Origin of the sequence: Rhizobacter sp. (genome assembly GCF_031412075.1) — a bacterium.
Classification (GTDB): domain Bacteria; phylum Pseudomonadota; class Gammaproteobacteria; order Burkholderiales; family Burkholderiaceae_C; genus Rhizobacter.
In genome coordinates this window covers 1-18,416 of the sequence record NZ_JANOCG010000446.1, presented here as the reverse complement: position 1 = coordinate 18,416, position 18,416 = coordinate 1, and the positions used below count along the sequence as shown (strand labels likewise).

Below are 18,416 nucleotides of genomic sequence, written 5' to 3'. Positions count from 1 at the left end.
AACGCCAAGTCCTCAAAGGACTCATCCCGGTCGCGCTCGCCCTGTGCCTGCCCTCGGGCTTTGCGCAGACCGCGCCGTTCAAGATCGGGTTCATCCTGCCCATGACGGGCCAGTCGGCTTCCACCGGCCGCCAGATCGAAGCCGCAGTCAAACTCTACATGGCGCAAAACGGCAGCACCGTGGCCGGCCGCAAGATCGAGCTCATCGTCAAGGACGACGGGGCGGTGGCTGACACCACCCGCCGCATCGCGCAAGAGCTGGTGGTCAATGACAAGGTCGACGTGATCGCCGGTTTCGGCATCACCCCCACCGCCATGGCGACCGCGCCGATTGCCACCCAGAGCAAGACGCCGATGGTCGTGACGGCCGCGGCCACGTCGGTGATCACCACCGCCTCGCCTTACATCGTGCGCACCAGCTTCACGCTGCCGCAAGCGGCGGTGAGCATTGCCGAGTGGGCGGCCAAAAACAAGATCAAACGTGTGGTCACGCTGGTGAGCGACTACGCCCCCGGCATCGACGCCGAGAAGTTTTTCAAGAGCCAGTTCACCGCCAAGGGGGGCCAGGTGATCGCCGAGATCCGCTCGCCGCTCAAGAGCCCTGATTTCGCGCCCTTCCTGCAGAAGGTGCGCGACGAGAAGCCCGATGCGGTGTTTGTGTTCTTGCCCTCGGGCCAGGGTGCGGCCTTCATGAAACAGTTTGCCGAGCGCGGGCTCGACAAGTCGGGCATCAAGCTCATCGGCACCGGCGACGTGACCGACGACGACCAGTTGAATGACATGGGCGACGTGGCGCTCGGCGTGGTGACCTCGCACCACTACTCGGCCTCGCACAACACGCCGATGAACAAGAAGTTCGTGGCCGAATTCGAAGCCGCCAACAAGTTCCGCCCCAACTTCATGGGCGTGGCCGGTTATGACGGCATGGCGCTGATCTACAAGGCACTGGCTGCCACCAAGGGCCAGGGCGGCGGCGACGCACTCATCGCCGCGATGAAGGGCGCCACGTTCGAGAGCCCACGCGGCATGATCACCATCGACCCCGAAACGCGCGATGTGATCCACGACATGCACATTCGCAAAGTCGAGCGTGTGGGCGGGCAGCTTTACAACGTCGAGTTCGATGTGGAGAAGCAGGTGAAAGACCCGGGCAAGGCCGCGGCGAAGTAATCTTTCCCTCGATCGCTGGACCACACCCCCCCTTTCTCAGTTCTCCGTTCGCCCTGAGCCTGTCGAAGGGTGCGCCTGTGCACAGCGCTGGCTTCGACAGGCTCAGCCCGAACGGACTGGGGTAGCGGGAGAGGTCATGCGACCTCTCCCTACCATCGAACCAACTCCATGCTGACCCTCCTCTTCGACGGCATCGCCTACGGCATGCTGCTGTTCGTGCTGTCCGTCGGCCTGGCCGTCACCATGGGCTTGATGAACTTCATCAACCTGGCCCATGGCGCCTTCGCCATGGCCGGTGGCTACACCACCGTGTTGTTGATGAACAAGCTGGGCGTGCCTTTCCTCGCCACGCTGCCCATCGCCTTTGCGCTCACCGCGCTGGTCGGCGCGCTGTTCGAGCGCACGCTGTACCGGCCCATGTATAAACGCCCGCACCTGGACCAGGTGCTGTTCTCCATCGGCCTCGTCTTCATGGCGGTGACGGCGGTCGATTACTTCATCGGCTCGCAGCAGCAGATGATCTCGGTGCCCGAGTGGCTGCGCGGCCGCTTCGACTTCGCGGCGGTGGGCATCGGCAAGTACCGCCTGTTCATCATCGTGGTGTGTGGCCTGCTCACGGTGGCGCTGCAACTGGTGCTGGCGCGCACACGTTTTGGCAGCCGCCTGCGCGCGGCGGTCGATGACCCGCGTGTCGCACAAGGCCTGGGCATCAACGTCAACCAGGTGTTCCTCTTCACTTTCGCCGTGGGCTCGGGCCTGGCGGGCCTGGGCGGCGCGTTGGGTGCCGAAGTGCTGGGCCTCGACCCCACCTTCCCGCTCAAGTTCATGGTGTACTTTTTGATCGTGGTGTCGGTGGGTGGCACCACCACCATCACCGGCCCGCTGCTGGCCGCCTTGCTGCTCGGCATTGCCGATGTGTTCGGCAAGTACTACGCGCCCAAGCTCGGCTCCTTCATCGTCTACACGCTGATGATCGTCATCCTCACGCTGCGGCCGCAAGGGCTGTTCGGACAGAAGGGCTCGAAATGAGCGCGGTGCAAAACTCGTTGCGTGGCGACGCACGCTGGCGCTGGTGGGAGATGGCGCTGGGGGCGGTGGCCATCGTGTCGCTCTTCATCCCCGGTGGCCACGTGCTGCTGTTGAACGAGATCGCGATCCTGGCGCTGTTTGCGGTGTCGCTCGACCTCATCCTCGGCTTTGCCGGCATCGTGTCGTTGGGCCACGCGGCCTTCTTCGGCTTCGGTGCTTATGCGGCGGGACTGTTTGCCAAACACGTGATGCCCGACCCGCTGGTCGGCTTGGCCGTGGCGATGGGGGCATCGGCCGTGTTGGGCGCGGTGTGCAGCGTGCTGGTGCTGCGCGGCAGCGACCTCACGCGCCTGATGGTCACGCTGGGTGTGGCGGCGGTGCTGTACGAACTCGCCAACAAGCTCGAATTCACCGGTGGCGCCGACGGCCTGCAAGGCATCACGATGGGCGCGGTCCTCGGCCGCTTCGAGTTCGACCTCTACGGCCGCACCGCCTACGCCTACAGCCTGGTCACGCTCATCGTCGTGATGCTGATCGCGCGGCGCATCGTGCACTCGCCCTTTGGCTACTCGCTCAAGGCGCTGCGCGACAACCGCCTGCGCGCCACCAGCATCGGCCTGTCGGTCAACCTGCGCCTCGCCGCCGTCTACACACTCGCCGCCGCCATCGCCGGCATGGCGGGCGCGCTGATGGCGCAGACCTCGGGCTTTGCCTCGCTCGATGGGCTCGACTTCCATCGCAGTGCCGACCTGATGCTGATGGTGGTGATCGGCGGCACCGGATATTTGTATGGCGGCATCTTCGGCGCCATTGCGTTCAAGTTGTTGCACGAGCTGCTCTCGGCCTGGACGCCCCAGTACTGGACGTTCTGGCTGGGCCTCTTCCTCGTGGTGCTGGTGATGGTGGGGCGGGACCGCTTGATCCGCCCCTGGACGTGGTGGAAGAAGTCATGAGCACCTTCGTGTTGGAAACCCACAATTTGCTGAAACGTTTTGGCGGCATCACGCCGACGAATGACGTTTCATTGAAGGTGCACAAGGGCGCACGCCACGCGCTGATCGGCCCCAACGGCGCCGGCAAGACCACGCTCGTCAACCTGCTCACCGGCGTGCTGGAGCCCACCTCGGGCCGCATCTCACTCGATGGGCAAGACATCACCCAGCTGGCGCCGCACCAGCGTGTGCGTCGCGGCATCGTGCGCACCTTCCAGATCAACCAGCTGTTCAACGAGCTGACGCCGCTGCAGTCGCTGGCGCTCACGGTGAGTGCGCGGCTCGGCATCAGCCAGCAGTGGTGGAAGCCGCTCGGGTCAGACGCGCGTGTGGCCGGCCTGTGCGAGAAGCTGCTCAAACAGTTCCGCCTCGATGACGTGATGGACCAGAAGGTCAGCGAGCTTGCCTACGGCAAGCGCCGCCTGCTGGAGATTGCGACCGCATTGGCCAGCGAGCCGCGCGTGCTGCTGCTAGACGAACCCGTGGCCGGTGTGCCCGAAGGTGAGCGGCAGGAAATTTTCGACACCATCAACGCGCTGCCGACCGACGTGTCCGTTCTGCTGATCGAACACGACATGGACCTGGTGTTCAACTTTGCAAAAACGGTCAGCGTGCTGGTCAACGGCGCGGTGTTCGCCGAAGGCGACGTGGCCAGCATCTCCAACGACCCGCGTGTGAAGGCGGTCTACCTCGGCGAGGGCGTTCATGGCTGAACTTCTTCGCGTCGAACAACTGCGCTCAGGCTACGGCGAGGCCGTGGTCGTGCAGGGCGTCGACCTCTCGCTCGAACAAGGCCAGTCGCTGGCGCTCTTGGGCCGCAACGGCACCGGCAAGACCACGCTGATGAACTCGCTGGTGGGTGTGACACGCCGCCATGCGGGCCGCATCTTTCTCGGTGGGCAAGACATCACCACGCTCGCACCACACCAGCGCGCCGCCGCCGGCATCGGCTGGGTGCCGCAAGAGCGCAACATCTTCAAGTCGCTCACGGTGGATGAGAACCTCACGGCCGTGGCGCGGCCTGGGGCCTGGACGGTGCAGCGCGCCTACGAGATGTTTCCGCGCCTGGCCGAGCGCCAATCGAACATGGGCAACCAGCTCTCGGGCGGCGAGCAGCAGATGCTGGCCGTGGCGCGCGCGCTGGTGTTGAACCCCAAGCTGCTGCTGCTCGACGAGCCGCTCGAAGGCCTGGCGCCCATCATCGTGGAAGAGCTGCTGCGCTGCATCGCCCGCGTGGTGCGCGACGAAGGCATGTCGGCCATCATCGTGGAGCAGAACCCGCGCATGATCCTGCCGATCACGCACCAAGCGGTGGTGCTCGACCGCGGCACCGTGGTGCACCGCGGCGACAGCGCCGCGCTGCTTGCCGACCCGTCTCAGCTGGACCGCTGGCTGGCGGTGGCACGGGCCTGAACGGCCGAGCCCGTCATTCCCGCGCAGGCGGGAATCCAGGATGGTTGCGTACCTCCACCCGTTCGGGCTGACCCTTCGACAAGCTCAGGACGGGGTCCGCTTCGCGGATCGAAGCCTTGTGCCGCTTCGGGTTGGTGATCTTGTTCACTGCGTGAGGCCGCGCCGGGAGTTCGGCCCGGCGGCCTACCCCCTTTGTTATCTGAATAACTTGGTTTCGCAATGTGAGCAGATCCCCGCTTTGCGAACTTTGTGTCGACAAAGAAAGGGGGCAAAGAAAGCGACCCTGCCGACTCGGCCCTCGCGATGCGAGGGCTGCCTTGCGCTGCTCGGTCTTTGCGGGTCGGGCAGAACTCGCTTCGCGCCGTGCCGGCGCTGCGCTCAAACAGCCGCCCGAAGTCAGTTATGGATGCGCGCTGCGCGCGCCCCGCAAAGCCCTGCGCTGCTCAGCTCGTCCGAAGGGGAGGATGAACACCAGCCGGCCTCGCTGCGCGTCGGCTTGATGTCGCGTCACTCCATTCGCGCCGATGCGAAGCGAGGCGTGGAGAAATCGCAGCATGTGTGCGGCGTGTCCCCAGCATGGCGCCTCATCGGCCGTAGCTTGTAGCCACACCCCTCGGTCAAATGGAGAGCGCCTTTGCTTTGGTTACTTTCATTTGGCGCGACAAATGAAAGTGACTCGCCCGCCGGGGCGAATACCCGGCGCACCCGCTGGTAGGCAGAAGAAACACGCTCGCGAAGCGGCTCGCTGCCACAGCGCGACAGCGCCATCAAACCTCCAGCGGCAACCCCACATAGTTCTCAGCCAACGCAGTCGATGCAGCAGTCGAGCCCAGCAGGTAGTCGATCTCCGCCTCCTGAATCTTCTGGCCGATGTCGCCACGGTCGTGCTCGTGCGCGGGGAAGCGGTGCATCAGTGAGGTGAACCACCACGAGAAGCGCACCGCTTTCCACACGCGGCGCAGCGAGCGGTCGGAGTAGGCGTTGATGCCGGCTTGGCTCTTGTCCTGGTAGTGCTCGATCAAGCCGTGCGAGAGGTAGTGAACGTCGGAGGCCGCGAGGTTCAGGCCCTTGGCGCCGGTGGGCGGCACGATGTGTGCGGCGTCGCCGGCCAGGAACAGCCGGCCGAAGCGCATCGGTTCGGCCACGAAGCTGCGCAAGGGCGCGATGCTCTTTTCGATCGACGGCCCGGTGACCATGCGTTCGGCCGCTTCGGGGTCGAGCCGCAAACGCAACTCGTCCCAGAAGGCCTGGTCGCTCCAGCGCTCCACCTTGTCGTCGAGCGCGCACTGGATGTAGTAGCGGCTGCGTGTCTTCGAGCGCATGCTGCACAGCGCGAAACCTCGCTCGTGGTTCGAGTAGATCAACTCGTGAGCCACCGGTGGTGTGTCGCTGAGCACGCCCAGCCAACCGAAGGGGTACACACGCTCGTGCTGGCGGATGGATGCCGCCGGCACCGCCGCACGGCTGGCACCGTGGTAGCCGTCGCAGCCGGCGATGAAGTCGCACTGCACTTCGTGCTGCATGCCATCTTGGGTGTAGGTGACACGTGGCGAAGCGCCGTCGAAGTCGTGCAGCTGCACGTTTTCGGCCTCGTACACCGTCTTGGCGCCGGCCGCGGCGCGTGCGTCCATCAGGTCGTGGGTGACTTCGGTCTGGCCGTAGACCATCACGTGCTTGCCGCCGGTCAACTTGTCCAGGTCGATGCGGTGGCGCGTGTTGCGGTAACCCAGGTTGAAGCCGCCATGCACCATGCCTTCGGCATGCATGCGCCGGCCCAGGCCGATGCGGTCCATCAGGTTGACCATGCCCTGCTCCAGCACACCGGCGCGGATGCGGCTGAGCACGTAGTCGGGGCTGCGCTGTTCGATCACGATGGCGTCGATGCCCGCCTGGTGCAACAGCGCACCGAGCAACAAGCCGGAAGGGCCGCCACCAACGATGGCAACTTGAACTCGCATGTGTGCTGCCTTCTTGTCTATCAGAGCGCGCTGCGCAGGCGGGCTTGCGCCTGCAGCAAGGCGGGCAGGCAGTCGTCGACCAGCTGCGTCATGCTGACGCGGGCGGCGTTCACGCTCACGTTCATCGCGGCCAGCACTTCGCCGCGGTAGTTCTTGAGCGGGACCGAGACGGTGCGCAGCCCGAGCTCGAACTCCTGGTCGATCAGCGCGTGGCCGCGCAGGCGGATGCGGTTGATCTCGGTGCGCAGCTCGGCGGCGTCGGTCAGGGTGTGGGGCGTGCGCGGCTCCAGCGTCTGGGTGGCGAGCCAGGCGTCCACTTCCGCCGGTGTCTTGGCGCTGAGCAACACGCGGCCATTGGCCGTGCAGTAGGCGGGAACACGCGTGCCGGGCTGCAAGGTCGACGACACCAGACGGCCGGCTTCGGTGGCGGCGATGCAGATCACGTCGTGGCCATCGAGCACGCCGGCCGACGACGCTTCTTTCAGCGCATACGCGAGCTTGTGCAGCTCGGGCTGCACGATGCGCGGCAGGCGGGCCGAGTGCATGTAGCTCTGTCCCAGGCGCAGCACCTTGGGGCTGAGCGAATACATGCGGCGGTCGCTGCTCACATAACCCAGGTGCTCGAGCGTGATCAGGTAGCGACGGGCGGCGGCGCGGGTCAGGTGGCAGCGTTGCGCGACCTCGCTGATGGTCAGGCGCGGGCGGTCCTGGTCAAAGGCTTCGATCACCGCCAGGCCCTTTTCCAGTCCGGCGATCAGGTCGCGCTTGTGCGGGCCTTCGGGCTCGGGCGGCAGGGGGGTGATGGCGTCTTCGTGGAGCAAGGCTTCAAAGTTGTCGAGGGCGTTCATGGGGCAGGAGTGGGCGCAGGTCGATGGCAGGAATATAGTTATTCATCATCATCATATCCATCGATATTCGCCGCAAAAGGGCGATTAGCGGATCACTTCACGGCCCCACGGGCAAGGGAGATGGGGCCTTGATCTCTTCCATGCAGATCATCGAGCGCACGTCGTCGACGCCGGGCACCTGCATCAGCTGGTCGGTGAGGAACTGGCTCAGGGCCTTGAGGTCACGCGCCACCACCTTGAGCAGGTAGTCGCTGTCGCCCGAGACGGTGTGGCACTCCAATATTTGCGGGTAGGCGCGGATGTCGGCCTCGATCTCGCGCACCCGGCCGAACTGGCCGCCGTCGATGTTGAGGCTCACATAGGCCATCACACCCAGGCCCAGCGCACTGGGTTGCACGTCAGCGCGGTAACCGCGGATCACGCCGCGCTCTTCGAGCGCGCGCACGCGGCGAAAACACTGCGGCGCCGACAAATGCACCTGCGCCGACAGCTCCACGTTGCTGGCCCGGCCATCGGCCTGCAAGGCGCTCAGAATCTTGCGGTCGAGGGAGTCGATTTCTTGCTCTGCCACGATTGTTTGGATGAAAGTGAACGAATCTTGTAGATTAGACGTTGATCACGCAAGAAATGGAATGCAAATTTCGTGCGGCCTTGCCTAGACTGGTAAGGTCTCTGCCAAGGAACGAACCCCATGACCACCGCCGCCCGCGCCGCCGCTCTGCGCCAACGCACACCCACCAGCGCCTCGCCCATCCACCTCGAAGCCCTCTACGGCGCGCACAACTACCACCCGCTGCCGGTGGTGCTCACACGCGGCGCCGGGGTCTACCTCTTCGATGACAGCGGGCGGCGTTACCTCGACATGATGTCGGCCTACTCGGCGGTGAGCTTCGGCCACAGCCACCCGGTGCTGGTGAACGCCCTCACCGAGCAGGCGCAAAAGCTCGCGGTGACCAGCCGCGCCTTCCACACCGACCAGCTCGGCCCGTTTCTGCAAACGCTTTGCCGCATGACCGGCATGGCGCGTGCGCTGCCGATGAACAGCGGCGCCGAAGCCGTCGAGACCGCCATCAAGGCCGCGCGCAAGTGGGCCTACAAGGTGAAGGGCGTGCCCGAGGGCCACGCACACATCCTGGTGGCCGAAGGCAACTTCGCCGGGCGCACCACCACCATCGTCGGCTTCTCGACCGAAGCGCAGTACCGCGATGGCTTCGGGCCGTTTGCGCCCGGCTTCAGTGCCGTGCCGTTTGGCGACGCGCAGGCACTGGAGGCTGCCATCACGCCGCACACCGCGGCCTTCATCGTCGAGCCGATCCAGGGCGAGGCCGGCATCATCGTGCCGCCCGAGGGTTACCTGAAGGCGGTGCGCGAGATCTGCACGCGCCACAACATCCTGATGATTTGCGACGAGGTGCAGACCGGCCTCGGCCGCACCGGCGCGCTGCTCGCCTGCGACCACGACGGCATCAAACCCGATGGCCTGATGCTGGGCAAGGCGCTCGGTGGTGGCCTGCTGCCGGTGAGTGCATTCCTTGCGCGCGACGACGTGATGGCGCAGTTCACCCCCGGCGATCACGGAAGCACTTTCGGCGGCAACCCGCTGGCCGCCGCCGTGGGCCTGGCCGCGCTGCAGCTGCTGGAGCGCGAGCAGCTCGCGCGCCGCGCGCAAGAGCAGGGCGACTACCTGATGGCGCGGCTGCGCCAGCTGAAGCACCCGGCCATCACCGACGTGCGCGGTCGCGGCCTGCTGATCGGCGTGCAGATCGACCCGGCATTCGCCAGCGCGCGCGAAGTCTGTGAAGGCCTGATGCAAGAAGGTGTGCTCACCAAGGACACCCACCACACCGTGGTGCGCCTCGCGCCGCCGCTGGTGATCGAGCGCGAGCAGATCGACGCGGCGGTGGAAGCGCTGCAGCGCGTGTTGCAGCGCTGAAGCGGGGCGAGAATCGGGTGCTTGTGCCCGCAACTTCTCGCCACACCATGAACCTCGTCGAACTCTCCCCCGGCGGCCCCCGCCTGTCGCCTGTTGTCGTGGGCGCGTGGCGCCTGTCGGAGTGGGGCTGGTCGCCGCAAGAGCGGCTGCGCTGGATTGAACAATGCATCGAGCTCGGCGCCACGAGCTTCGACCATGCCGACATCTACGGCGGCTACCTGGGCGAGGGTTTGTTCGGCGAAGCCTTGGCGCTCAAGCCCGGCCTGCGCCAGCACATGCAGCTGATCAGCAAGCTGGGCATCAAGCTCGTCTCGCCGCAGCGGCCCGGCCACGCCATCAAGCACTACGACACGAGCGCCGCGCACATCACCTGGACGGTCGACAACGCCTTGCAGCAGCTGCGCACCGACCACCTCGACCTGCTGATGATCCACCGCCCCGACCCCCTGCTCGATGCCGACGAAGTGGCGCGTGTGTTCGAGCAACTCATCGCCGCCGGCAAGCTGCGCGGTGTGGGAGTTTCCAACTTCACGCCGGCGCAGTTCGAGCTGCTGAATTCGCGCATCCCCTTGTCGACCAACCAGGTCGAGCTGCACCCGCTCAACCGCCAGGTGCTCGACGACGGCACGCTCGACCAATGCCAGCGCCTGCGCGTGCGGCCGATGATCTGGTCGCCGCTGGCCGGCGGGGCGCTGTTCACCAGTGAAGAGCCCGCGGCGCAGCGTGTGCGACAGGCGCTCACCGCCATCGCGCAGCGCCGCGACACGAGCGCCGCGACCGTCGCCCACGCCTGGCTGCTGCGCCTGCCGAGCCGGCCGCTGCCCATCGTCGGCTCACGCCGCCCCGAGGCCTTGCGCGAAGCACTGGCCGCACTCGATCTGCGCCTCGATGCGGCCGAGTGGACCGAAATCTGGTGCGCCGCCACCGGGCAGCGGGTACCCTGAACAGGCCCTGGCTGCATCCGACGAAGGCCGCGAACAGCTCGCACTTGAAGTGCAGCCCCATGCGCTCGAAGGCGCGGCGGCTGCAGGTCTTGACGGTGGCCACGCTGAGCCCCAAGTCGGCGGCGATGCGGTAGGCCTGGAAGCACTCGCGCGTGGTGTCGCGCACCCCGTGGCTCGAGGACAGGTGAAGCACCGGCGCCCGGTCGCGCCAGACCCGGTACACCGACCACGAGGCTGCTTGCAAGGCGCCGTTGACGCTGGCCAGCGCGCTGCGCTCGAAGCCCGCGTCGCCCACGGCACCGATCACACCGGCCAGGCTGGCCTGCACATCGCGCTGCGGAGCACTGAGGGGCGTGATGCGCCAGGACTGCATGTGCCGGGCTTCCTTGCGAGTGCGCAAAGGGCTGAAGCGCACCTGGCTTGGCCGCCGCCGCTGCTGCTGCGCCATCCGGGCTGACCCCGTCCTCAGGAAATGATCTCAGGCGGTTGCCGCGACTGCGCTGTCGGCAAAACGAAAGCAGCCCTTGCCTGCGCGTTTGGCGGCATACATGGCGCTGTCGGCGCGGTGCTGGAAGGCGCTGAGAGACTCTCCGGCTTCGAGTACCGCCGCGCCGATGCTGGGGGTCGACACCACCCGCTTGTCGCCCAGCTCATAGGGTCTGGAGAGCGCCTCGACGATGCGTTCACACAAGGCCGCAACGCTGTCCTCGCCACCGGCGCCTTCGAGCGTGACGGTGAACTCGTCGCCACCCAGGCGATTGACCGTGTCGGTGAGCCGCACGCAGTCGCGCAGCCGTTTGGCCACTTCGATCAACAGCAGGTCGCCGGTGGCGTGGCCGTGCTGGTCGTTGACCGACTTGAAGCCATCGAGGTCGACAAACAGCAGGGCCAGGCTCTGGCCGTTGCGCAGGCTGCGCTGTTGCGCTTGCACGAGGCGCTGCTCGAAGTCGCGGCGGTTACCCAGTTGGGTGAGCGTGTCCAGGCGGGCCAGGTCGGCGAGTGTACTTTCAGCTTGTTTGCGCTCGGTGACGTCGCGGCTGATCAGGGCCACGCCATCTTCGTAGGGCACCACCTGGAGGTGCATCCAGCGGCCCTGGATGCGTGGCTCGGTGGCCTGCACTTCGGTGTGGCTGGCATGGCCGCTCTGGATGGCGCGCTCGAAGCGCGGCATGAAGCCCCGGATCGACGGTGCCAGCGTGCACAGCAACTGGCCCAGCACCTCGCTGCGGATGCGCCCGACGATGGCGGCGGCGCGGCTGTTGCAGTCGGTGATTTGCATGTCGATCAGCGCGCCACGTGCGTCGCGCTGGGCGCGCATCAGGCACACCGCATCGAGGCTGCCTTCAATGGTGGCGCGAAACGCCGCTTCGGCGCGGCGTGTCTGCTCCCGGCTCACTTGCAACTGCCCGAGCTTGGTCCCCAGCAGCAGGCCGCCGGCCAGGATCAAGGCGCCCAGCGCTGCGGCCCAGCCGATGATGCGACTGCGTGCATGGTGGTAATCGGCCAGGGCCGTGTCGGCCCGCACCGCCACCACGGCGAGCAGCGGGTAGTTGGGCACTCGCACCACGGCCAGAAAGCGCTCCACCTTGTCGATCGGGCTGGCCAGTGGGCGGCGCAGGGTCTGCATGTTGCGCGCGCTGCGCTCCAAGTGGGCCACATCGATTTTTTCACCAAAACTCACCTTGCCGCCGACGACGCGCGAGCGGTAGATGCCGTCCAGGCCCACCACGCCGATGGCGGTGTCGGGGGCTTCGGTCTTGGCGTAACCCTCGGACAACGACGACGGGTCGACCGCGGCCACGATGAGGCCGTCAAACTCGCCACCGGGTGAATTCAGGCGGCGCGACACCGGGATGGCCCAGCCATGGGCCAGCGGTTGCGGTGCCGTGAGGCCGATGGTCACGTCAAGATCGGCTTGCCGTTTGTGGGCCTTGAAGTCGTCTTCGTCGGCGATGTTCAAGGCCACCAGGTCGGAGGTGCTGTCGGTCACGAAGCCGGCGCGGTCGGTCATGAAGACCGCACGGGTCACGTCGTTGGCGAGCACGCCGCTCAGACGCAAGCCCTGCAGCGGTGGGAGTTGCTCGCCCTCATTGAAGTACTTGACCAGCAGCGTCGACTGGTTGACCCGGTCAAACACTTCGCTGGTGCGAAACGCCAGCTTCTGCGCCGTGCGCTCGCTGTCGTTCAACACGTTGTCGACCGCGCGGTGGTACTCGGTGCGCAGCGTCAACCCCACCGCCAGCGCGAGCAGTCCCAACAGCAGCACGCCCGCCAGCGCGACGATCGCTTGCAGCGATGCAAGCGGACGGCTTGGGTTCGGAGGCGTGGGTGTGGTGACCATGGAGATCCTGACCACCGCATTGACGCACGGCGGCCCGGACTCCGATCGGGGGAAAAGACCCGCTCCGGGTGGGCAGATCGGCGCTTTTAAACGCGCTCGATCACGATGGCAATGCCCTGGCCCACGCCGATGCACATGGTGCACAGCGCGTAGCGCCCACCGGTCTGGTGCAACTGGTTCACCGCCGTGGTGACCAGCCGTGCGCCGCTCGCGCCCAGCGGGTGGCCGAGCGCAATCGCGCCGCCGTTGGGGTTGACTCGCGCGTCGTCGTCTTTCAGGCCGAGCTCGCGCAACACGGCCAGGCCTTGGGCGGCGAAGGCTTCGTTCAGCTCGATCACGTCGATCTGCTCCAGCTTCAGGCCGGTCAGCGCCAGCACCTTGCGCGTGGCGGGCGCCGGGCCGATGCCCATGATGCGCGGCGCCACACCGGCGGTGGCCATGCCGACGATGCGCGCGCGCGGCGTGAGGCCGTATTTCACGGCGGCGGAGTCGCTGGCGAGCAGCAGTGCGACCGCGCCGTCGTTCACACCCGAGGCGTTGCCGGCGGTCACGGTGCCGTCGGGGCGCACCACGCCCTTCAACTTGGCCAGGGCTTCGAGGCTGGTTTCGCGCGGGTGTTCGTCTTGTTGGACGACCAGCGGGTCGCCCTTTTTCTGCAAGAGGGTGACCGGCGTGATCTCGGCGTCAAAGAAGCCGCTCTTTTGCGCGGCCACCGCCTTGAGCTGCGAGGCGAGTGCCATGCGGTCTTGCGCTTCTCGCTCGATCTTGAAATCGGTGGCCACGTTCTCCGCCGTCTCGGGCATCGAGTCGACGCCGTACATCTCTTTCATCAGCTTGTTGACGAAGCGCCAGCCGATGGTGGTGTCATACACCGCGTTGCTGCGGCTGAAGGCGCTTTCGGCCTTGGGCATCACGAAGGGCGCGCGGCTCATGCTCTCCACACCACCCGCGATCATCAACTGCGCTTCGCCCGACTTGATGGCGCGCGCGGCGGTGCCGACCGCGTCCATGCCCGAGCCGCACAGGCGGTTGAGCGTGGCGCCAGGCAACTCGAGCGGCAGGCCGGCAAGCAGGGCCGACATGCGCGCCACGTTGCGGTTGTCTTCACCGGCCTGGTTGGCACAACCGTAGATCACGTCGGTGATGGCGGCCCAATCCACCTTCGGGTTGCGGGCCATCAGCGCCTTCAACGGAATGGCGCCCAGGTCGTCGGCACGCACCGAGGAGAGTGCGCCGCCATAGCGACCGAAAGGGGTGCGGATCGCGTCGCAGATGAAGGCTTGGTTCATGGTGTCTCCCGGCGGATGTTGAAGCGAAATGATGGGTCGAATTATGGTGCGCGTGTCGCTACCATGCCCTTGCCATGAACGTCGTCCCGCTACGCAGAATTGGGCCCGTCTTGGCCGCGGTGTGTGCACTGCACACGCTGCTGCTGGGATGGGGACTTTCGTTGCGCGTGAGTGTGGACATGGCGGTGCCTCATGCGCCTGCAATGTCCACGCGCTGGATCGCGCCGTCACTTGTGCCAGAGCCTGTGGTGACGTCTGTGACCCGGTTGCCCGAACGAGGCCCGGCACGTCGCATTCAACGTCGCGCCGAAACTTCTGCTCAACCCGCCGCCGCCCCGGCGACCACCCAGGCCGAAGCGCCGCCGACCGAGAGCGCCGCGCCGGCTGTTGCCGAACCGGCCTTGAGCACAGACAGTGTCCAGCGTGCTGTGCGCGAGTCCGCGCGCCAGAAGGGTTTGGCGACGCGGGTGGATGAACAACTCGGGAATGCGCCGGCCGACGCGCAGGAGGCGCTTCGAAAAGGCATCGCCTCTGGCGCGCGCGGCAACTGCCTCAAGGGCGGCGAGGGCGGCTACGCCAACGCCCACATGGGCTTGCTCGCGTTGCCGCTGCTGGTGCTCGACGCGGCCACCGGCCGCTGCAAGTAGGGGGCCTCAGGCCGCGTGGGCCAGCTCGTCCATCGCGTAGACGTGACCGAAGCGGTTGGCCAGAAAGTCACCCAAGCGCACATCTTCTTGCCGCACGAAACCGCTCTGCGGCAGCTGCCCGGTGGCCAGCATGTCGAGCATGGCGCACAGGCTGCTCGCGGTGGTGATCTGGATCGCGCTGCGCATGCGCCCGGCCAGCACGTGGCTGTAGATCTTGCGGGCGTAGGTGTCTTGTTGCAGGCGGCCCTCGCGCTAGCCGGCCACGGTCACGAACACGATCACCACGTCTTGCATGGTGGCGGGCAGTGAGTTTTCGAGAATGTCTTTCAGCACGTCGCGCCGGTCGCGCAGGCGCAGGTCGTGCAGCAGCGCCTTCATGATGGCCGCGTGGCCCGGGTAGCGGATGGTGCGGTAGTTGAGCGTGCGCACCTTGCCCTCCAGCGTCTCGCACAAGGTGCCCAGGCCGCCTGAGGTGTTGAAGGCTTCGTACAACACGCCGTCGAGCGAAAACTCCTCGCGCTCTTCGAGCGCCGGCACTTCGGTGATGCGGCCGTTGACGATGGCTTCGCACGGCTCGCAATACTCGTTGATGACGCCCTCGGTGCTCCAGGTCAGGTTGTAGTTCAGTGCGTTGCTCGGGTAGGCGGGCAGGGCGCCGACACGCATGCGCACGCTGTCGAGGCTGTCGAACTGGCGCGCCAGGTCGGCCGCCACGATGGAGATGAAGCCGGGGGCCAGGCCGCACTGCGGGATGAAGGTGGATGACGCGCCGACCGCCAGCTCGCGAATGCGGCGGGTGCTGGCCACGTCTTCGGTCAGGTCGAGGTAATGAACGCCGGCTTCGCGGGCAGCCTCCGCCACCTTGACGGTCAGGTGGTAGGGCGCGGCGCTCAGCACGGCAAAGCGACCTTGCAGCGCGGCGCGCAGCTGGGCGGCGTCGTTGACGTCGAGCACCAGGGTGTCGAGCTCGGGCGACGGGGTTTCGCGCTGCACGTCGGCGAGTTGTGCGGCCGAACGGTCGCCCACTGTCACGCGGTAGCGTGTGTCGCCACTGGCATTGACGAGCAAGGCCGCCACCACCGAACCGATCTTGCCGCCGCCGATCACCAGAATGTCTTTCATGGCCATGCCCTGCTGTTTGCAAACAATGGCTTCGATTCTGCTCAGCCTGGGTGCAAATGGCAGCTGGACTTATGACGTATCGACGCGCATATTTCGGCGTATTGCCGATCACTTTTGATCTATATGCCAATCCCCACGCTCGATGGAACCGACCGCGCCCTGCTCGCCCTGCTGCGCGAAAACGCCCGTGCGCCCGTGGCACAGCTGGCGCGGGCGCTGGGCCTGTCGCGCACCACGGTGCAAAGCCGCATCGAGCGCCTGGAGCGCCAGCGAGTGGTGGTCGGCTACACCGTGGTCGTGCCAGATGCCACTGAGGCGGCGTTGGTGCGTGCCCATGTGTTCATCACCGTGGCGCCGCGCCAGAGCGGCGCCATCGAGCAGGCCTTGCGCAAGATCGCCGAGGTGCGGGTGTTGCATTCGGTGAGCGGCCCGTTCGACCTGATCGCCGTGGTGGCGGCGCACTCGATCGGCGAGCTCGACGCCCTGATCGACCGCATCGGCGCGCTCGACGGCGTGGAGCGCACCACCTCGGCCATCGTCTTGTCGACACGCATCGAACGCTGAGTGGGCAGGCGCCAGGCTGGTCTGGCGACTGCGCAATACCGCACGAAACTGCTTGCACGCACTGCCGCGCACTGTCAGATGTAGCAGGTGCATTCCTGGGGTGGCTGAACATAATCGGTTCAAGTGAGAGGGAGCGGCCGCCGAAAAGAAACACAAGCTGCAGATTCACGGAGCCTCCCGGCTACCGGCATGAAAGAAGTATCAACACCATCGCTGATCGACGTTGCGCAACTGCGCATAGGGATGTTCGTCCACCTTGACGGTGGATGGATGTCCCACCCTTTTCCGCTGAGCAGCTTCAAGATCGGCTCGTCGGCCCAGATCGCCACCATCCGTTCATTGGGCAAGCAGCGGGTGCGCTGGAGCCCCGAGAAAAGCGATGTTGACGCGGGCTCAGTCACGAGCATGCCCCTGGCATCGGTGCCCGTGATCGATGGGGTGGCCCCCGCCACAGCGCCAGTCAAGGTCGAGCCCCCCGAGGCCACCGAGCGCCGCCAGCGCCGCGAAGCCCTCATGACGCAGCGCGCCTCGCTGCAACTGTGCGAACACCAGTTTGCCGAAGCCACCAAGGCCTGCAAACACGCCACCGACCTGGTGCCCACCAAGCCGCAAGAGGCACGCGAACAAACCGAAGCGCTCGCCCAGGCCTTTGTCGACAAGATGATCGGCCAGCAGGACATGTGCATTCGCCTGCTCACCGAGGGGGCTGGCGACAAGGCCTCGCTGCACGCCGTCAACGTGGCGGTGATCTCGCTGTTGATGGGCAAGACCTTTGGCCTGTCGGCCCCCGAGATGGTCGACCTGGGGGTGGGCTCGATGCTGCACGACATCGGCAAGATCGAGCTGCCCGAGCGTGTGCGCCACCGCGAAGAACATTTCACGCCGGCCGAAAACCAGTTTTATCAAGAGCACGTGGCGCACGGCGTCACCATCGCCAAGAAGATGAGCTTGAAGCCCGGTGCCACGCTGGTGATCGCGCAGCACCATGAGCACGCCGACGGCAGCGGCTTCCCGCTCAAGCTCAACAGCGACCGCATGACCACGGCCGCGCGCATCGTCTCGCTGGTCAACCGCTACGACAACATGTGCAACCCGCACGTGCCTTCTCGTGCGCTCACGCCGCACGAGGCGTTGTCCTTGCTCTTTGCTCAGGGAAAGAACCGCTACGACACCGCCATCCTCGGCGCCTTCATCAAGATGATGGGGGTCTACCCGCCCGGCTCGGTGGTGCAGCTCACCGACGACCGTTATGCGATGGTGATGTCGGTCAACTCGACGCGGCCGTTGAAGCCGCGCGTGATGGTGCACGAACCGCGCGTCTCGCGCGATGAGGCCTTGCTGCTCAACCTCGAGACCGAGCCCCGCCTGGGCATCCGCCGCAGCCTGAAGCCGCAGCAGCTGCCTACCGAGTCGCTGGAGTACCTGTCGCCGCGCCCGCGGGTGGCTTACTTCTTCGAGCCTGACTTGGCGGCGGTGGAGATGGCGGCGTGAGCGCCGCGGCGCGAGAGGCCAAACTCGAACACTGGTCGGCGCTGATTGAAGGCTTGCTCGACCCGGTCTGGCTGGTCGACACCACCACCTTGCACATCGTCGCTGCCAACACGGCGGCCGGCACCCTGCTCGGCACCGATGCGTGGGCGCTGCGTGGCCGGGCTGCAGCCGACCTGAGCGCCACCGCCGAAGACATCGTGTTCTGGAACGAAGTGGCCGCCGGGCTCACCGATGCGATTCTGTCTGACAGCGTGGTGCGCCGATTCGACGGCGCCATCGTGCCCGTCACCCGCCGCGTGAGCAGGCTGGGCTGTGACGACGTGCTGGTGGTCACGCTGCGCGACCTCAGCAACCAGCGCAAGGTGGAAGACGAGTTGGAGACCCGTGTGGCCGAGCTGCGTGCCACGCTCGAATCGAGCGCCGACGGCGTCCTGGTCACCGACCTGAGCGGCGCCATCCGCAACTTCAACCGCCGCTTTGCCAGCTTGTGGGGCCTGCCCGAAGAGCTGCTGACCCAGCGCGACGACCGCGCGGTGCACGACTGGATGCGCCGCAGCGTGGTCTCCCAAGGGGGCGACGGTGACGACTACAGCCGCCGCCTCAACGCCATCATGGACGCCGCCCTGCTGCAAACCACCGATGTGCTCACGCTGCATTCGGGCAAGGTGATCGAGCG

Annotated in this window: 17 protein-coding genes and 1 pseudogene; 12 read left to right on the top strand and 6 right to left on the bottom strand. The window is 66.3% G+C overall.

Going from position 1 to position 18,416, the window contains the following annotated elements; genetic code table 11:
* Positions 1–23 precede the first annotated feature (23 nt).
* The 5 genes from RMO40_RS16980 to RMO40_RS16960 all read left to right on the top strand — a co-directional run bounded on the left by RMO40_RS16980 (position 24) and on the right by RMO40_RS16960 (position 4,603).
* A complete protein-coding gene (locus tag RMO40_RS16980) occupies positions 24–1,169 on the top strand; it encodes an ABC transporter substrate-binding protein (protein WP_309723977.1) in 1,146 nt (381 codons plus the stop codon).
* A gap of 168 nt (positions 1,170–1,337) precedes the next feature.
* Positions 1,338–2,198: an ABC transporter permease subunit gene (locus RMO40_RS16975; protein ID WP_309723974.1), complete on the top strand. Its 861-nt coding sequence runs from the start codon at positions 1,338–1,340 to the stop codon at positions 2,196–2,198.
* Positions 2,195–3,151: an ABC transporter permease subunit gene (locus tag RMO40_RS16970; RefSeq protein ID WP_309723972.1), complete on the top strand. Its 957-nt coding sequence runs from the start codon at positions 2,195–2,197 to the stop codon at positions 3,149–3,151. The genes RMO40_RS16975 and RMO40_RS16970 overlap by 4 nt, the downstream gene beginning before the upstream one ends.
* Entirely contained in the window at positions 3,148–3,903 is a 756-nt protein-coding gene (locus RMO40_RS16965) for an ATP-binding cassette domain-containing protein (RefSeq protein WP_309723969.1), read from the top strand. The genes RMO40_RS16970 and RMO40_RS16965 overlap by 4 nt, the downstream gene beginning before the upstream one ends.
* Complete coding sequence (locus RMO40_RS16960; protein ID WP_309723967.1) at positions 3,896–4,603, top strand: ATP-binding cassette domain-containing protein; 708 nt, start codon at positions 3,896–3,898, stop codon at positions 4,601–4,603. Before RMO40_RS16965 ends, RMO40_RS16960 begins: the two co-directional genes overlap by 8 nt.
* Positions 4,604–5,370: 767 nt before the next feature.
* On the opposite strand, the gene pobA is transcribed toward RMO40_RS16960, so the two are convergent.
* From pobA to RMO40_RS16945, 3 genes are all read right to left on the bottom strand, one after another.
* The gene (pobA, locus tag RMO40_RS16955; protein ID WP_309723964.1) at positions 5,371–6,561 is read right to left on the bottom strand and encodes a 4-hydroxybenzoate 3-monooxygenase; all 1,191 of its coding nucleotides are present in this window, start codon (positions 6,559–6,561) and stop codon (positions 5,371–5,373) included.
* Positions 6,562–6,581: 20 nt separating this feature from the next.
* A complete protein-coding gene (locus RMO40_RS16950; RefSeq protein WP_309723962.1) occupies positions 6,582–7,409 on the bottom strand; it encodes an IclR family transcriptional regulator domain-containing protein in 828 nt (275 codons plus the stop codon).
* A 97-nt stretch (positions 7,410–7,506) separates the two neighbouring features.
* On the bottom strand, positions 7,507–7,980 hold the full coding sequence (locus RMO40_RS16945) for an Lrp/AsnC family transcriptional regulator (RefSeq protein WP_309723960.1): 474 nt from the start codon (positions 7,978–7,980) through the stop codon (positions 7,507–7,509).
* 120 nt (positions 7,981–8,100) lie between these two features.
* Here RMO40_RS16945 and rocD point away from each other — a divergent pair, with 120 nt between their 5' ends.
* From rocD to RMO40_RS16930, 3 genes are all read left to right on the top strand, one after another.
* A complete protein-coding gene (rocD, locus tag RMO40_RS16940; protein ID WP_309723958.1) occupies positions 8,101–9,342 on the top strand; it encodes an ornithine--oxo-acid transaminase in 1,242 nt (413 codons plus the stop codon).
* 47 nt (positions 9,343–9,389) lie between these two features.
* Entirely contained in the window at positions 9,390–10,286 is an 897-nt protein-coding gene (locus RMO40_RS16935) for an aldo/keto reductase (RefSeq protein ID WP_309723956.1), read from the top strand.
* Between the two features lie 238 nt (positions 10,287–10,524).
* Positions 10,525–10,743, top strand: a complete 219-nt coding sequence (locus RMO40_RS16930) for a hypothetical protein (protein WP_309723954.1) — start codon at positions 10,525–10,527, stop codon at positions 10,741–10,743.
* A gap of 21 nt (positions 10,744–10,764) precedes the next feature.
* Here the strand turns inward: RMO40_RS16930 and RMO40_RS16925 are convergent, their stop codons facing one another.
* Together RMO40_RS16925 and pcaF are read right to left on the bottom strand one after the other, a co-directional pair.
* The gene (locus tag RMO40_RS16925) at positions 10,765–12,627 is read right to left on the bottom strand and encodes a diguanylate cyclase domain-containing protein (protein WP_309723948.1); all 1,863 of its coding nucleotides are present in this window, start codon (positions 12,625–12,627) and stop codon (positions 10,765–10,767) included.
* A gap of 86 nt (positions 12,628–12,713) precedes the next feature.
* Complete coding sequence (gene pcaF, locus RMO40_RS16920; RefSeq protein WP_309723946.1) at positions 12,714–13,916, bottom strand: 3-oxoadipyl-CoA thiolase; 1,203 nt, start codon at positions 13,914–13,916, stop codon at positions 12,714–12,716.
* A 248-nt stretch (positions 13,917–14,164) separates the two neighbouring features.
* Here pcaF and RMO40_RS16915 point away from each other — a divergent pair, with 248 nt between their 5' ends.
* Positions 14,165–14,563: a hypothetical protein gene (locus RMO40_RS16915; RefSeq protein ID WP_309723944.1), complete on the top strand. Its 399-nt coding sequence runs from the start codon at positions 14,165–14,167 to the stop codon at positions 14,561–14,563.
* Positions 14,564–14,569: 6 nt separating this feature from the next.
* Here the strand turns inward: RMO40_RS16915 and RMO40_RS16910 are convergent.
* Positions 14,570–15,685: pseudogene (locus RMO40_RS16910) on the bottom strand (saccharopine dehydrogenase family protein).
* Positions 15,686–15,808: 123 nt separating this feature from the next.
* Here RMO40_RS16910 and RMO40_RS16905 point away from each other — a divergent pair.
* The 3 genes from RMO40_RS16905 to RMO40_RS16895 form a co-directional block, all read left to right on the top strand.
* The gene (locus tag RMO40_RS16905; RefSeq protein ID WP_309723942.1) at positions 15,809–16,249 is read left to right on the top strand and encodes an AsnC family transcriptional regulator; all 441 of its coding nucleotides are present in this window, start codon (positions 15,809–15,811) and stop codon (positions 16,247–16,249) included.
* 189 nt (positions 16,250–16,438) lie between these two features.
* Positions 16,439–17,740 carry an HD domain-containing phosphohydrolase gene (locus RMO40_RS16900; RefSeq protein ID WP_309723940.1) on the top strand — a complete coding sequence of 434 codons (1,302 nt, stop codon included), beginning with the start codon at positions 16,439–16,441 and terminating at the stop codon, positions 17,738–17,740.
* A partial coding sequence (locus RMO40_RS16895; protein ID WP_309723938.1) for a PAS domain-containing protein occupies positions 17,737–18,416 on the top strand: 680 nt, incomplete at its 3' end. The genes RMO40_RS16900 and RMO40_RS16895, both read left to right, overlap by 4 nt.